This is a genomic window from Nostoc sp. (assembly GCF_036917435.1).
GTDB lineage: Bacteria > Cyanobacteriota > Cyanobacteriia > Cyanobacteriales > Nostocaceae > Nostoc.
This window is the reverse complement of sequence record NZ_JBALDM010000033.1, coordinates 308,185-323,018: the sequence shown is the minus strand read 5'-3', so window position 1 is coordinate 323,018 and position 14,834 is coordinate 308,185. Positions and strand designations below refer to the sequence as shown.

Genomic DNA, 14,834 nt, shown 5'->3' with positions numbered 1-14,834 from the left:
TTAAGTGTTGCTTTTATAATTAACGGGTAATGCTATTGGAATTTCAATCGCAAATTCTGTTCCATAACCAAGTTCAGATTTTAGCTGGATATTTCCCTGATGTTTTTCAATAATTTGATAGCTAATTGCTAAACCTAATCCCGTTCCTTTGTTGATAGGTTTAGTTGTAAAAAAAGGATCAAATATCTTGCTTTGAATCTCAGAATCTATTCCATTCCCGTTATCTTTAAATGTTATTATGACCGTTTGTAATTCAGTTAGTTCAGTTTTAATCACAATTTGCTTTTGGATCTGATTATCTAGCTCTAGTAAAGCATCAATGCCATTACTAAGGATATTCATGAATACTTGGTTAAGTTGTGCTGGATAACATTGAACTAATGGGAGATTTCCATATTTTTTAATAATTTCAATTTTGGGATGTACCCGATGATTTAAAAGTAATAAAGTACTTTCAATACCTTCATGAATATTAACAGCTTTTTTTTCTGACTGATCGAGTCGAGAAAAGTTTCTTAGGGACAGCACAATATCACGAATCCGATCGGTTCCTATCCTCATGGATGAAAGAATTTTCGGTAAATCATCAATTATAAAGTCAAGATTAAAGTCACCAAATTTTTCTTGAAATAAAGAATACAACTCTGGATGTTCTTGTTGATATAGTTCAATTAAATTTAAAAGGCAGCTTACATGGTTATTAAGATGGTTAAAATTGCCATGAATAAAATTAACCGGATTATTAATTTCGTGGGCTAAACCTGCAACCATTCGACCCAAGCTAGACATTTTCTCTGTTTGAATCAATTGAACTTGAGTAGTTTGTAATTCCCGTAAGGTATTTTCTAACTGTTGTGCTTGAAGTTGGGCAGTAGCAGTTGCAGTAGTTAGTGCTTTGAGGTTATTGTATGCTTTGGAATGATAACGAATGCGAGCAATTAATTCAACTGCATCGGGTAGCTTGATTAGATAGTCATTTGCACCCTCAGCAAAGGCTTCGGCTTTGAGCTTTGCTTCTTCTTTACTGGATAGCATGACTATAGGAACATCACGAGTAACTGGATGAGAGCGAAACCAACGCAGTAGCATTAATCCATCGATATCTGGCATGATCATATCCAAGAAGATCGCTGTTGGTGCTATGGCGATCGCATCTTGAATAGCTTTAGCTGGATTGCTTGTATAGTGAAGGGAAATATCTGTTTCTGTCGCAATCATCCGACGGAAAGCTTCGTTAATAATTACTTGATCGTCAATTAGCAAAAGTCTGACTGCGGATATTTTGGAATCTAGAATAAATGGCGCATTTAGTGGGGTTTGTGGTTCACTCCACTTCGGCGATAATCCTGCTGTCGTTGGAGATATTGGTGAGAGTGCTGTTTCTTGCAGGTTCATTTAGCACCTATAAGTGGTGTTTGTTTAAAAAATCACAAACTAATAAATGACATTAATTCATAATGTCGCAATTATACATCAGTATAGCAGTATGGATAGTAATTTGAAATACTTCGTGAAGGGATTTTAATCAGTTACTCAAACTTGGATTAACTGATTATCCTAAGATATTCAAGGTGAATGCTAATGAAATTAGATAGTATAATAAATCAGAAAAGATTAAGCATTTATCCGTAGATAACTGAGAGTAAATATTTTGATGTAGGCTGGTGCGATCGCCTCAGCTAGAGGATTTCCAAGAAATAAATTATCCCATCTTGTGGGGTGGGCATCTTGCCCGCCCGTAATCATGGGCGGGCAAGATGCCCACCCCACAATAAATAGTTGGATATTTTTTTATTTGGAAGTCCCTAGTCAAAACCTTGGAAGCCTTCATCACAATTAGAAGTGGAAGCAATACTGCGTAGGTTTTGCCTAAAAAATAAAAATGTGTAGGTTGGGTTGATGAACGAAACCCAACATTTTTCGGGGTTTGTTGGGTAACGCATTGCCTCAACCCAACCTACGAATATTCAAAACCTACGCAGTATTGGGAGTGGAAGTGATTTTGATTGATAGACAGGTAGCGATCGCTGATGTGAAGATTTAGCAATTACGAATTATCATCAAGCCTCTCCAATTAAGTCAATCACCGCTTTTAATAGAGTGTCATCATGAAAGCTGCTTTTAGTTAGGTAATAGTCTGCACCTGCTTCTAAGCCTTGCAATCTGTCTTCTTCCCGGTCTTTGTAAGAAACGATAATCACGGGTGTTTGCTTCAACTTGGCATGAGTTTTTATCTGGCTGGTGAGTTCAAAGCCGTTCATTCGGGGCATATCAATATCTGTCACCACCAAGTCATAATCGCCGCTACGGACTGCATTCCAACCATCAACACCATTAACGGCCACTTCAGCTTTGTAACCATTATTTTCCAAGAGTTTGCGCTCCATTTCGCGCACAGTTATTGAATCATCCACTACTAACACTCGCTTGTAAGTTTTGGTAACGACCTGATGAGTAGACTGATTTACCTGAGAAAGTTGTCCGCTAGAAAACACCTTCACAATGGAACGTACCAAATCTTCGACATCGACAATCAACACTGGCGAACCATTATCCATGAGGCCACTGGCGCTAATGTTGGCGACTTTACCAAGGCGGGGATCTAAAGGGCGGACAACTAAACTGCACTCACCGAGAAATCGATCTACAACTAATCCATAATGGTTGAAGCGATCGCTAATTACAATAACTGAAAGCGATTCTATATTTACCGTGGGTGATGCTAATTCTAAAACTTGACTCGCTAAAATCAACTCCACAGGTTGATTATTCATCAGGAAAAATGGGCGATTTTCCGATACAGCAATTTTAGACTTCGATAATATCAACACCTGTTCAATGCGTGTCAGCCCAAAGGCATAGGGTTCGCCGGCAATTTCCACTAGTAAGGTGCGAATCACAGATAGGGTCAATGGTAACTGTAAGTAAAAGGTCATCCCCCTTCCCAATACAGAAATTGCCCGCAGCGTTCCGCCAACTTCCCGCACTGTGCTATTGGCGATATCCAGCCCCACACCTCGTCCTGAAATTTCGGTGACGGTTTGGGTGGTGGAGAAACCAGGCAAAAACAGGAACTCCATTAACTCAACTTCGGTAAGTTGGGCTGCCATTTGTGGGTTTGTCAGTTGTTTAGCGATGATTACTTGGCGCAAAAACTCGATATCGATGCCCCGTCCATCATCTGCAACAGTGATAAACAGCATTCCGGCGCGATGGGCAACTTCAATGCGAATGATTCCTTCTTCTGGCTTTCCGGCTGCTAGACGTTCCTGGGGCGGTTCAATGCCATGATCGATCGCATTTCGCAAGATATGAGTCAATGGGGCTTCTAAGCGTTCTAAAATATCTCGATCTACCAAAGTAGACTTACCAACGATTTCCAGTTTCACCCGTTTACCCAATTGTCTGGCTAAGTCACGTACCATGCGCGGAAATCCCTGTCCCCCATCAGCAAAGGAACACATTCGGGTAGCAATAACTTCCTGATATAGGCGCTGGGCAAGGTTAGCAGAACGTTGAGAAAATTTTTCTAGTTCGTTTTGGCGATCGCTCATCATCTGGTAACATTCGTTAGCCTTTTGATGAGTTGCACTCAAGGTTTCCTTAATTTGCCCATCCAGATGATACTTGCCCAATAACTCTTGTAACTTTTCCAGCAGATTGGACAATTCCCCCTGATTGTTTCTCAGTTTCAGCAAAGAATTAGCAAATGGTTCTAAAGAGTTCGCCTCAACTAAAGACTCCCCAGCTAAACCCATCAAGCGGTTGAGATTTTCAGTACTCATTCGCACCGCCCGATTTTGGGTAATGCCTAGTTCTTCTGAAGATGGGGAAATGAGGGTTGTTTGTTGGTTTTCTTCTAACTGCGCCGTTGTTAGTAGGGGAGGAATTTCTGTAGAGATTGTCTCTGGAGTTAGGATATTAGCGATCGCACTCACCAACGATTGAATGCCGATATTTTCTAAAGTTTGCAAATTTGGGTTGGCTGTAAAGGTTTCAGCTATATGCAGGAGCATATCTACCCCTTGCAACAACACATCAATGCGATCGGCAGTTAAGGTAACTTTCCCTTCTTGAGCCGCAACAAAGCAGTCTTCCATGACGTGGGCAAGGTTGACAACCGGATCGATTTGGACAATTCGGGCAGCGCCTTTGATGCAATGGGCTGCCCGCATTAAGGCTTCTAGTTCTTCTTGGGGATTGGGCTTTGTCTCCAGTGCTAACAGGCGATCGTTCAACACCACAACTTGAGCTTTGACTTCCATCTTGAATAAATCAAGCAAGGAAAGATTGCTGACATCAAATCCTTCTAGCATTCCTGCACCTTTCTAGAACACCGATTCATTAATCTTGGAAGAACCTCTCCCCCTATCCCTCTCCTACGAGGCTACGTGTATACACAAGTCTGAAGTCGTTTACAAATCTGGTTTTTACCCCACCCTAACCCTCCCCTTATAAAGGGGAGGGAACTAGATTTCCAGCTTCCCCCCTTTACAAGGGGGGATTGAGGGGGGTAATTATACCATAGCTCCTACAAGGAGAGGGGAGCTAAACTCCCCCTTCCCTTGTAGGGAAGGGGGTTGGGGGGTTAGGTTTTTGATCACAGCACCTTCCTAGCTAAGGTGGTGAATAACAATTCATCATCTAAATAGCTGACACTGTGCGATCGCGAAACGCCAGGTTCCCAGTGAAATAATCCTTTAGTATAGGCTTGAGTCCCTTGAGTCAGACTCTTAGGCGCATCTTGTAATTCATCCCGGTGAAATCGGTGTATCCCATAAAGTTCATCTACAGCAAAAACCCAAGTGTTACCTGATTTTTCCAGCACCACCAGGCGCGAATATACTAATGGACTCACCGTTTGTACTGCTGTATCAGCAACTTCCAGATTCAACAGATGACTCAAAGAGATACACAAGAGTAATTCGCCTCGGATATTCACCAATCCCCGCAAGATTTGATTGCTGCGATGGGGTAGAGTATGAATCACGCCGGGAGAGGCCATTTCCTTGAAGATTTGGGCAGAAAGTGCTAGCCATTCGCGTTGGAGACGAAAAATCACAACCGTTATTTGAGTTGTGGGTAAAGCAGGGGATGGCACCAGGGAATTTCCATCAGTTCTAGATTCTGCCAATAACTGAGTCCACTGATGGCGATAATCTTCAGGTATGCGGCGCTCTAGCAAATAGCGTCCAGCAGTAGAGTAAACAGGGCAATTGCGGCAATGAGTATAGGTGGCTAATTGGGGACAGGAGCGATCGCCCTCAATGCCGATAAAATTCCAACAACGTTCAATATTTGATGGCGTGACGGGGTTCATAAAGGCTGCTCAAGAGAGTTGGTGAATCAGGGGTATAGCGTCTTCTGTTTTCACCTGAAAGCGGGCAATCTCTTGACGCAATCCCTGCGCCACTTGGTTAAGTTGGGCTATGGCATGATTAATTTCCCGCAACGAATCTGTAGTTTGTACAGAAGTGCTGCTCAACTGCACCATCGCCTCACTAATTTGTTGCGCTCCCACAGATTGGGTTTCCATACCCTGATTGACAAACTCAAATCGCGGATTCATGTCTTGCACTTGCTGGATAATTTGCCCAACCTGTGTATTGATGCTGGCCACATCTTCTATACTCCGCCCTACTTCTGCGGCAAACTTGTCCATCTCCATCACACCCGTAGAGACTGACGATTGCATCTGCTTCACCATCTGCTCAATATCGAGAGTAGCAACGGCAGTTTGATCTGCTAATCGGCGAATTTCTCTAGCCACTACAGCAAAGCCCAAGCCATACTCTCCAGCCTTTTCCGCTTCGATCGCAGCATTTAACGACAGCAGGTTTGTTTGGTCTGCCACCTTGGTAATTGTGACAACGATAGTATTAATGTTGTTTGCCTTTTCGCTAATTACTCCCAGTCGGGCAGCGATCGCATTAGTGGCTTCCGCTAACTGCCGCATAGTGGTTTCCATCCGCACTATATCTTTTTGGCTATCATTCGCTGCTGTCGTCGTGATTTGTGAAATCGTCGCAACTTGTTCCATTGCACTTACGAGTTCCCTAGAGGTGGCAGAAATTTCTTTAGTAGCAGCAGTTACTTCATTAGTAGAAGCTATTTGTTCAATGAGCGTCCCTTCTAATTGTTTCCCTGAAGCTGCTATTTGAGTAGCCGAGGTAGTTACTTGAATACCTGAATGCTGTACCTGACGAATCAGAATGTTGAGATTCTGAGTCATGTTTTGGAAAGCAGTTAAAAGTCTATTCATTTCATCTTTGCTGTTAGGGTCAACTCTCACCTGAGTTGTTAAATTCCCCCTGGAAATTTGCTCTGCTAGCCCAACGACACCCATAATTTGAGTAACAATCTGCAATGCAACTTGTCGAGCGATTATAACCCCCAAAACAATTGCCGTTGTCGGGCCAATGAAAATTCCTACACAAATCCAGAAAATGCTGCGAGCTACATTTTGTTCGACTTCTTTTTGTAAATCTGATATGTAACCTTCATTAAGTTTTAAAAGTTTACTAGCTTGCTCGTCAGTTATTTTAAATAACGGCTCCTCCTTATTTGCTCCCTCAGAATCCATCCGATTCCGTAATTCAATTGCTGCTTGAATTGGGGCGAAATCAGATGATTTCTCTTTTGCTTGACGCATTAATTCAATTTGTTTTTTCCAAGGATTGCGAACACCAAGTTGATTGAACTGTTGCTCAATATCTAACAATTTCTCATGAGCTTGCTTCCAGGCATCCAATTGTTCTTTAAGTATGTCGTATTCTTTTTTTTCTTGTTCGGTTAATGGCGTTTCTTCATACTGTTTAACACCTTCGTTAATCTGTTTCCAAGCATCCTGGATTTGAGCTATTGCACCCTGTCTTTCATTAATAGTGACTTCAGGATCAAATAGTAACCGTTCCGCCGATTGGATTTGTGTCTGACCTTCGTTAATCTTCCATATCCCAGACACACTGGGGATGCTATCTTTCTCTAGGATATTAATGTACTGATTTAATCCGTTGGTGGTGAACCATCCCAGCAAGGCCATCGTGAGTACAATCAGTCCCATGAATAAAAATGAACTGATCAACCGTATTTGTAAGGTCATGTTCTTGAACATTGGATGTCCTACTGTTCCTCTGCTGCTGTAAAACGCCTTCAACTCTTAAAATTCCCAAATCACAAACAAGATGAACAGTCTGTATTTTTATTTTGAAACAAATTATTAAGTAGGTAGCCTTATGAGCTGCGAGATCCCCGACTTCTTTAAGAAGTCGGGGATCTGACCACCCTCATCTATCAGAACTGCCTATCCTTTGTTAATCGGTGAATTCGTTGCCAGAGAAGATTAGCATTATCCACATCACCTTGATGTTCTTTGAGTAATGCCAGATGAGTCAGCGCTTCTTCGTGAGTAGGTTGTAAATAAATTGCTTTTTGAAAAGATTGTGCCGCCCGCTCATTTTCTGCCATTGCTTGCTGCACCTGACCTAGTAAAAGATATCCTTCAGTACTAACCTGATTTTGGTTGAGATAGTCGTTGCATAATTTAACCGCCTCATTCAACCGACCTCGATCGGCTAATGCTCTAGCTGTTTCTAACAAATTTACCTTTAGGTCTTGTGGCGATATGGGTTTCTGGGAAGCAACATTTAACCTTTCTTGTGCGGCAAACTTGGAATGGTTTTTTTTCGGTAGCTGTCGCCTGTTGAGAACATCTATATTTTTGCTTGTGTGAAGCCTTGTCTCTAAATATTGATGATGATTTTTGCGAATATTTTCGCCCGCTTTGGACTTTCGATGAGCAACCACTGAATGTTGACGAACTGAAACCAATTGAGTTTTAAACAATAACCAAGCTTCAGCCTGTCCAACAAATAGCAAGCCTTCTGGCCTTAGTAACCTTTCTAAAATTTGAATGGTGCGCTCTTTTGTTGTCAGATCGAAGTAAATCAACAGGTTACGGCAAAAGACTACATCATAAAGCGGCGTATCAGCTAGAAAAGCCGGATCTGCTAAGTTGTCATTAATAAAATTCACCATACATCTAACCTGTTCGCACAGGTGGTATCCAGCTTCAGTGGACTGAAAATAGCTCTCTTGAAAGGATTGGCCATTACCCCGAAACGAATATTGATTGTAGATTGCTCGTTGGGCTTTTAGCAGGCATTTTTTGCTAACATCAACAGCATCGATGTGAATGTTTGCAGGGTTCAATCCTGCTTCCAAAAGAGCGATCGCAATAGAATATGGTTCTTCACCGGTTGCACATGGTACACTCAAAACCCGCAATACACCCTGTGGATTTTTTGGCAACCACTCAGATAATACATAATGCTTCAGAAATGCAAAGGACTCTGGTTCTCGAAAAAACCAAGTTTCTGGAACAATCACGCTGTCAATCAGTGCTTCCCATTCGTGGCTAGATACCTGCAATTTCCCCAGATAGCTAGAAATATCCGTTATGCCGCAATCTGCCATGCGTTGATAAATCGCACTTGCGATCGCATCAGCACCGATAGAATTTGCATCTAAACCAATCTTGCTTTTTAGTAAAGCTTCAATTACAGATTGTGCCATTTATTGAGTCTTCAGAGCAATCTAAAATCCAGTATTATGATGACTTTCTGACAAGAGATTTACTTGTTCCGCTTCTGACAACAAATACTCAATGCGAAGACACTGAATCATCCCTTGGTCATCTACAATCATGTTGCCCAAATATGGCGCTGTACCTATCTGGATATTAGAATCAACAAACTCGGCTTCAGACTTATGTAATGTTTCTACAACTTGTTCTGTAATCAAACCCAAAATATAGGGAGCCTTAAGTTCGGTATTATTCCCCCAATAATTGACTAGGACAATCCTAGTACTCAGGTACTCAGAGGAGGGTTTGTCACGCATCAATCGGCATAAATCGATGACTGGTACAATGCGTCCCCGATAGTTAAAAACACCAGCGATATACCCAGGCTGGTGAGGCAAACTTTTAAGTAAAACAAATGGTATTACTTCTACAACTTGTCGGCTTTCTATTGCATATCGCTCATTCCCGATGTTGAGAAGTAACATTAACATTAATTTACATATTCCGTGCTAATTTTTGTATTACTTTTTTAACATAAAATCATAGCAAGTATTGTAGGGTGCGTTAGAACGAAGTTCGTAACGCACCAAATCATTAAGGAGTGGTGCGTTACGCTCCGCTAACACACCCTACGTAACATATATTTTCAAAGTTCAAACCGGATTCCTATATGTATGACAATATCTGTAAATTCATTGCCGAAAACTTCAAAGATGACTTGGCAACTTGGTTACTAGGTTCACCGATTAAATTAACAGAACTTAGCCCTACTGAATTATCATCCGAACCAATTCGCGCCGATTCATTAATTTTATTGCAATCTGATGATTTAGTTCTACATACCGAATTTCAAACCGACCCTGATAAAGAGATACCCTTTAGGACGCTAGATTATCGGGTTAGGGTTTATCGCCGCTTTCCTAACAAAGAAATGCGTCAAGTAGTAATCTATTTGAGAAAAACAAGTTCAGAATTAGTCAATGAAAACAGTTTCAAATTAAACAACACTTATCATCAGTTTGAGGTAATACGCCTATGGGAACAACCGACAGACAGGTTTATGAGTGTTCCAGGTTTATTACCCTTTGCCGTGCTAAGTCAGACAAACGATCCTACAATGGTATTAACCCAAGTAGCCAAAGCAGTTGAAGCAATTAGCGATCGCCAGCTACAAAGAAATATTGCTGCTGCCAGTGGCATTTTAGCAGGTCTGGTATTAAAGAAAGATGTAATTAAGAAGATTTTAAGGAGTGAGATTATGCGCGAATCAGTCATTTATCAAGAAATCCTAGAAGAAGGCGAAGCTAAAGGTAAAGCAGAAGGCGAAGCTAAAGGCGAAGCTAGAGGTAAAGCAGAAACAACAAGAAAGTTGGCTTTAAATTTGTTGGGAATTGGAATGAGTTTAGAGCAAATTGCTCAAGTTACTGAATTACCTATTGAGCAAATTCAAGTTTTACAAGAGGAAATGCAAAAATCTTAATTTTAACTAATCGCTTTATAAAATACATAGCTACACAAGCAAAACCCGCATTGGTCGCGGGTTTCAAAGTTTTTATAAGTCCGCACAGACGGACTTTGTTTGTATAGGCGCGATTTCAATTGCCTGGGTTTAAAATTCTAAAAATCAGCACTTTGCGGTGTACGCGGAAAAGGAATCACATCACGGATATTTGCCATTCCGGTGATGAATTGCACGAGTCGTTCAAAACCTAGTCCGAAACCAGCATGGGGAACAGTACCATAACGACGCAAATCCAGATACCACCACAAATCTTCTGGGTTTAATCCTTGTGCTAACACGCGGCGTTCTAAAACATCTAGGCGTTCTTCGCGCTGGGAACCGCCGACAATTTCGCCGATTTTGGGTGCGAGAATATCCATTGCGCGGACGGTTTTTTCATCGTCATTTAAACGCATATAAAATGCTTTTATTTTCGCTGGATAATCTGTAACAATCACTGGCTTTTTAAACTGTTGTTCGGCCAGGTAGCGTTCGTGTTCTGATTGTAAATCTAAACCCCAACTCACAGGATATTCAAATTTAACATCAGCTTTTTCTAAAAGTGCGATCGCTTCTGTATAAGTTAAGCGTTCAAACTGATTATTAACAATATTTTCAGCTGTCGCCAAGACAGACTTATCAATGCGTTCATTGAAAAACTCCATGTCTTCAGGACAAGTTTCCAACACATATTTAAAAATGTGTTTCAGAAACGCCTCAGCTAAATCCATATCGCCTTCTAAGTCACAAAAAGCCATTTCTGGCTCAACCATCCAAAATTCTGCTAGGTGGCGTGAGGTGTTGGAATTTTCTGCACGGAAGGTAGGGCCAAAGGTGTAGACGTTACTAAACGCCATCGCCATCACTTCTGCTTCTAACTGTCCGCTAACTGTTAAATATGTGGGTTTAGCAAAAAAGTCTTGGCTGTAATCGACTGCTTGGTTTTCTGTGCGGGGAATATTCTTTAAATCAAAGCTAGTAACGCTAAACAGTTCACCTGCGCCTTCGCAGTCGCTAGCGGTAATGATGGGTGTGTGTACCCACAAAAAGCCTCTTTGTTGGAAGAATTGGTGAATTGCTGTGGAACAAGCATTTCTGACACGAAAAACTGCACCAAAAGAATTAGTGCGCGATCGCAAATGTCCAATAGTCCGCAAAAATTCAAAAGAGTGGCGTTTCTTTTGCAGGGGATATGTATCGGGATCAGCTTCGCCGTAAACTTTCACTGTCTCGGCTTTCAACTCAATTCGCTGTCCTTTTCCAAGGGAAGCCACTAATACCCCTGTCGCTTCGACAGCAGCACCTGTATTCAATTTTTTCAAGATAGCTTCGTAATCTGGCAAATCCTGATTAATGACGACTTGCAAATTAGCTAGTGATGAGCCGTCATTGACTTCAATAAAAGCAAACCCTTTGGACTCGCGTTTCGTCCGCACCCAGCCTTGAACTAGGAGAGACTCATCAGGTTGGCCACTTCGCAATATTTCTGCAATCCGTCGATTTGCCATATTCTACAACTTGTATTTCGTCAACGTAGTGAGTACAGATATTAAAAAATGTTAACGAGCTAATCTAAAATCCAAAATTGGATTTATCCAGCATAAGACTTTAATATCCAGCCTATGATAACGCCCATTCCACCAAAGCGGACGACTTGCCAGAAAGGTTTTTTGAGGCTACGCCAAGAAAATAACTGGCTTTCTAAGTTGAGTTCTAGCATTTCCAACTGCTTTTGAATTTGCCTTAACTCTGCTTTGATTTCTGGTGTCTGAGATTTATTGTGCTTTAGTCGATCGCGGTGCTGTTGCCATTGTGCCTGTTGTTGGCGATCGCGTTGCACTTGATCGTAACGTTCTTTTAAGGATAAGAGCGATCGCTCTACTTCCTCTAGTTCTTGTTCAAAATCTGGTTCGGGATTTTCTGCTGACGGCTGTGATTGTTTTGGCGGCTTCATTTACAAGTAGTAAAGTAGAAGTAAATGCAAATGTGCCAATAGTTATGTCTCAATCTACCCAGCTGCCTCAAAGCAGTCAACTGAATGAACTTAGTACTCTGGAATTAGCTCAAGCCCTGATGGAAAGACTGAGCATTTCCCCTAACGATTGGCATCGCCTCAAGTCTAACCGCAATTCCCGCGCTAATGAACAAGTGGCAGCAGCGATTGTGTATCTTTTAAAGAATCAGCCACAAGAAGCTCAAGCTAGATTAGAACAGGCAGTTGGCTGGTTAGATCGCTCCATTTCCGCCCCTCCCTGTCCAACTCACGGAAAATAGGGAGTAGGGAGTAGGGAGTAGGGAATAAAATCAATCCAATCAACTAATAACTTTCCCTACTCCCCACTCCCTCTTATCGCCGCAGAGATAATCCTCGGCGGTTTTCCATTTGTTTACAAAGTCTCAATTCTGTGCCTTTGCGGTTCCACTCCACCTGATCAAAAATATGATGCAAAAGACATAAACCACGACCACTTTCTGATTCATCTGGTGGTAAATAGTCTGTTGGTTCTTCTTCATTAGTAGATGAAGGAGTAAAACCGCTACCCTGGTCTGATATTATCCACCAATATTGATTATCTATTAAGGAAAAACGGACTACAACTGTTTTACTTGGGTCAAGATTATTGCCATGTTTAGCTGCGTTTACTAGGGCTTCTTGAAGTCCTAGCCGCAGTTCTGCTTGTAATTTTGCTGGAATTTCTGCCAACAGTAAATCCAAGATTGGACAAAGGTAGAGGGTTGAGGCAAAACTAATAGTGCCCCAATAACGTGCAACTGGACGGAGTGAAATTGTAATCACAAGAGAAACCCCATAGCTTTCAGTTAGCTAGACATCAGTTTGCTGTTACAGGCACCCTGATAAAACTTGAGGTGGTCATGCTGCCTTCAAACTTGCGTCTTTAAAACTAAATTTTGAAAATGCTAGGGAGCATTAGCCCTATAGTATGAGTTGGGATTGCTTAGATATATGGCGGCTGGAATAGTTTTGATAATCAATTCAGCAACTTAAAAAGATGCTAGTAATTTGACAAAGTATTGGGATACTCTAATTAATTGCCGATTTGTCATTTACACAATCCAATTCATATTTATAAGAACCTATGCAACTTGAATTTATTTAAACAAAAGGAATTTTTATTTTCACCTTAATTCAATTTTAGCATCTTTAGTATGCACTAGACTAAAAATTTCAAATTTCAGTTTTTGTAAAGGAATTGCTATCGTTGTGCAAATGCGATCGCACAAGAAAGGCAGCAGCTTCAACATGAGCAGTTTGAGGGAAAAAATCAGCAGGTTGTACCCGTGTGATGGTATAGTGCCCATCTTGACAAAGCAATTTCAGGTCACGGGCGAGGGTAGCTACTTTACAGCTGACGTAAACTATCCGAGATGGTTTCAGTTGCCGTAAAGTGTCGATGACTGCGCGATCGCACCCCTTACGTGGCGGATCGAGTATTACTACTTCTGGTATTGTGCCCATTTTGGGAAGCAATTTCTCTACTGCCCCGACTTGGAATGTTACATTATCAATTCCGTTGCGGTGGGCATTCAAAATAGCTTGTTCTACTGCTGCTGCTTGCACTTCTAATCCTGTAGCAATCCGTACTTTTTTGGCGAGGGGTAAAGTTAAAGTCCCAATACCACAGTAGGCATCAACTAGCAACTCATGCCCTTGAAGATTGAGTTCTGATTGAATTATCTGTAATAGTGCTTCTGCTGTTTCTGTGTACACTTGGAAAAAGGTATCTGGGCGCACTTGAAATTCCAGTCCAGCAAAGTTTTCACGCAGGTGTGGGACTCCAGCGATGCAACGGGTTTCTGATCCAAAGATAGCATTTGTGCGATCGCCATTGCGATTGAGGGACACTCCCACTAACTGCGGATAGCGCTTTAGCCATTCCTGGGCTTGGGCTTCAATTCCTGATAAATTCCAGTCTTTTACCACCAAAGTCAGCAACATTTCTCCAGTGTGTCGGCCAATGCGTAAACCGAGATGGCGAATTTTTCCCTGATGGCGCTGTTCATCATAAATTTGCCAACCTCGTTGTTGAATATCCTGCTTAACTTCAGCAAGCAAGGGATTTAATCGGGCATCTTGGACTGGACATTGATTTAAATTAATTAACTGGTGGCTACCTTTTTGGAAGTAACCAGCTTGTACCTGTCCTGTTGCCGACGTACCCAGAGGATATGTAGATTTATTACGATAACCTAAAGCAAAAGGGGCGGCGAGTACTGGATCTACCGGTGGTTGAACAAAACCGCCAATGCGTTCCAAAGCTTGGATAACTTGATTTTGCTTGGCTACTAACTGGTAGTCATAATTAACATGCTGCCACTGGCAACCACCGCATTTATCCGCCACAATACAACTGGGTCGGATACGGTGCGGAGATGGCTCTAATAGCTGCTGGAGCTTCCCGTGGGCGTATTTTGGTTTAACATGAACCAAACGGACAATGGCGCGATCGCCTGGTACAGTATCTGGGACAAACACAACACGCTCATCAGCGCGTCCCACACCATCGCCTGTATCACTCAGATTAGCGATCGTCACTTCAATTAATTCACCCTGTTGCCAAATTATTTTAGTCATTAGTCATTAGTTATTGGGAATTGGGCATTGGGCATTGGGCATTGGGCATGGTTATTTTCCTCATCTCCCTTATCTCCCTTATCTCCCTCATCTTCCCACTCCCCAGTCCCCACTCCCCACTCCCCACTCCCCCAAACAGATAAATTCAATACATA

At 41.9% G+C, this 14,834-nt stretch carries 13 protein-coding genes; 2 read left to right on the top strand and 11 right to left on the bottom strand.

Going from position 1 to position 14,834, the window contains the following annotated elements; all coding sequences use genetic code 11:
- The 7 genes from V7K98_RS15975 to V7K98_RS15945 all read right to left on the bottom strand — a co-directional run bounded on the left by V7K98_RS15975 (position 1) and on the right by V7K98_RS15945 (position 9,075).
- The gene (locus V7K98_RS15975; protein WP_335023400.1) at positions 1 to 1,395 is read right to left on the bottom strand and encodes an ATP-binding protein; all 1,395 of its coding nucleotides are present in this window, start codon (positions 1,393 to 1,395) and stop codon (positions 1 to 3) included.
- 219 nt (positions 1,396 to 1,614) lie between these two features.
- Positions 1,615 to 1,746 (bottom strand): hypothetical protein, encoded by a 132-nt coding sequence (locus V7K98_RS15970; RefSeq protein ID WP_335023398.1) that lies wholly within the window; start codon positions 1,744 to 1,746, stop codon positions 1,615 to 1,617.
- Positions 1,747 to 2,060: 314 nt separating this feature from the next.
- Complete coding sequence (locus tag V7K98_RS15965; protein ID WP_335023396.1) at positions 2,061 to 4,316, bottom strand: hybrid sensor histidine kinase/response regulator; 2,256 nt, start codon at positions 4,314 to 4,316, stop codon at positions 2,061 to 2,063.
- Between the two features lie 284 nt (positions 4,317 to 4,600).
- Positions 4,601 to 5,320, bottom strand: a complete 720-nt coding sequence (locus tag V7K98_RS15960) for a chemotaxis protein CheW (RefSeq protein ID WP_335023394.1) — start codon at positions 5,318 to 5,320, stop codon at positions 4,601 to 4,603.
- A gap of 9 nt (positions 5,321 to 5,329) precedes the next feature.
- A complete protein-coding gene (locus tag V7K98_RS15955; RefSeq protein ID WP_442940420.1) occupies positions 5,330 to 7,114 on the bottom strand; it encodes a methyl-accepting chemotaxis protein in 1,785 nt (594 codons plus the stop codon).
- Between the two features lie 179 nt (positions 7,115 to 7,293).
- On the bottom strand, positions 7,294 to 8,574 hold the full coding sequence (locus V7K98_RS15950; RefSeq protein WP_335023390.1) for a CheR family methyltransferase: 1,281 nt from the start codon (positions 8,572 to 8,574) through the stop codon (positions 7,294 to 7,296).
- A 21-nt stretch (positions 8,575 to 8,595) separates the two neighbouring features.
- Positions 8,596 to 9,075 carry a chemotaxis protein CheW gene (locus tag V7K98_RS15945; protein WP_335023388.1) on the bottom strand — a complete coding sequence of 160 codons (480 nt, stop codon included), beginning with the start codon at positions 9,073 to 9,075 and terminating at the stop codon, positions 8,596 to 8,598.
- Positions 9,076 to 9,254: 179 nt separating this feature from the next.
- On the opposite strand from V7K98_RS15945, the gene V7K98_RS15940 reads away from it, so the two are divergent.
- Positions 9,255 to 10,064, top strand: a complete 810-nt coding sequence (locus tag V7K98_RS15940; protein ID WP_335023386.1) for an Rpn family recombination-promoting nuclease/putative transposase — start codon at positions 9,255 to 9,257, stop codon at positions 10,062 to 10,064.
- Between the two features lie 137 nt (positions 10,065 to 10,201).
- Here the strand turns inward: V7K98_RS15940 and asnS are convergent, their stop codons facing one another.
- Both asnS and V7K98_RS15930 read right to left on the bottom strand, forming a co-directional pair.
- The gene (asnS, locus tag V7K98_RS15935) at positions 10,202 to 11,593 is read right to left on the bottom strand and encodes an asparagine--tRNA ligase (protein WP_335023384.1); all 1,392 of its coding nucleotides are present in this window, start codon (positions 11,591 to 11,593) and stop codon (positions 10,202 to 10,204) included.
- An 83-nt stretch (positions 11,594 to 11,676) separates the two neighbouring features.
- The gene (locus tag V7K98_RS15930; RefSeq protein WP_335023382.1) at positions 11,677 to 12,039 is read right to left on the bottom strand and encodes a hypothetical protein; all 363 of its coding nucleotides are present in this window, start codon (positions 12,037 to 12,039) and stop codon (positions 11,677 to 11,679) included.
- A 44-nt stretch (positions 12,040 to 12,083) separates the two neighbouring features.
- Here V7K98_RS15930 and V7K98_RS15925 point away from each other — a divergent pair, with 44 nt between their 5' ends.
- A complete protein-coding gene (locus tag V7K98_RS15925) occupies positions 12,084 to 12,359 on the top strand; it encodes a DUF6439 family protein (protein WP_335023380.1) in 276 nt (91 codons plus the stop codon).
- 73 nt (positions 12,360 to 12,432) lie between these two features.
- Here the strand turns inward: V7K98_RS15925 and V7K98_RS15920 are convergent, their stop codons facing one another.
- Together V7K98_RS15920 and rlmD are read right to left on the bottom strand one after the other, a co-directional pair.
- The gene (locus V7K98_RS15920) at positions 12,433 to 12,882 is read right to left on the bottom strand and encodes an ATP-binding protein (protein ID WP_335023378.1); all 450 of its coding nucleotides are present in this window, start codon (positions 12,880 to 12,882) and stop codon (positions 12,433 to 12,435) included.
- Between the two features lie 390 nt (positions 12,883 to 13,272).
- Positions 13,273 to 14,679, bottom strand: a complete 1,407-nt coding sequence (gene rlmD / locus V7K98_RS15915) for a 23S rRNA (uracil(1939)-C(5))-methyltransferase RlmD (RefSeq protein WP_335023376.1) — start codon at positions 14,677 to 14,679, stop codon at positions 13,273 to 13,275.
- Between the last annotated feature and the right edge of the window lie 155 nt (positions 14,680 to 14,834).

What these genes read in the sequence shown, in the direction of transcription:
- V7K98_RS15975 (WP_335023400.1), bottom strand. Translation starts at nt 1,395, where the DNA reads ATGAACCTGCAAGAAACAGCACTCTCACCAATATCTCCAACGACAGCA.
- V7K98_RS15970 (WP_335023398.1), bottom strand. Translation starts at nt 1,746, where the DNA reads ATGATTACGGGCGGGCAAGATGCCCACCCCACAAGATGGGATAATTTA.
- V7K98_RS15965 (WP_335023396.1), bottom strand. Translation starts at nt 4,316, where the DNA reads ATGCTAGAAGGATTTGATGTCAGCAATCTTTCCTTGCTTGATTTATTC.
- V7K98_RS15960 (WP_335023394.1), bottom strand. Translation starts at nt 5,320, where the DNA reads ATGAACCCCGTCACGCCATCAAATATTGAACGTTGTTGGAATTTTATC.
- V7K98_RS15955 (WP_442940420.1), bottom strand. Translation starts at nt 7,114, where the DNA reads ATGTTCAAGAACATGACCTTACAAATACGGTTGATCAGTTCATTTTTA.
- V7K98_RS15950 (WP_335023390.1), bottom strand. Translation starts at nt 8,574, where the DNA reads ATGGCACAATCTGTAATTGAAGCTTTACTAAAAAGCAAGATTGGTTTA.
- V7K98_RS15945 (WP_335023388.1), bottom strand. Translation starts at nt 9,075, where the DNA reads ATGTTAATGTTACTTCTCAACATCGGGAATGAGCGATATGCAATAGAA.
- V7K98_RS15940 (WP_335023386.1), top strand. Translation starts at nt 9,255, where the DNA reads ATGTATGACAATATCTGTAAATTCATTGCCGAAAACTTCAAAGATGAC.
- asnS (WP_335023384.1), bottom strand. Translation starts at nt 11,593, where the DNA reads ATGGCAAATCGACGGATTGCAGAAATATTGCGAAGTGGCCAACCTGAT.
- V7K98_RS15930 (WP_335023382.1), bottom strand. Translation starts at nt 12,039, where the DNA reads ATGAAGCCGCCAAAACAATCACAGCCGTCAGCAGAAAATCCCGAACCA.
- V7K98_RS15925 (WP_335023380.1), top strand. Translation starts at nt 12,084, where the DNA reads ATGTCTCAATCTACCCAGCTGCCTCAAAGCAGTCAACTGAATGAACTT.
- rlmD (WP_335023376.1), bottom strand. Translation starts at nt 14,679, where the DNA reads ATGACTAAAATAATTTGGCAACAGGGTGAATTAATTGAAGTGACGATC.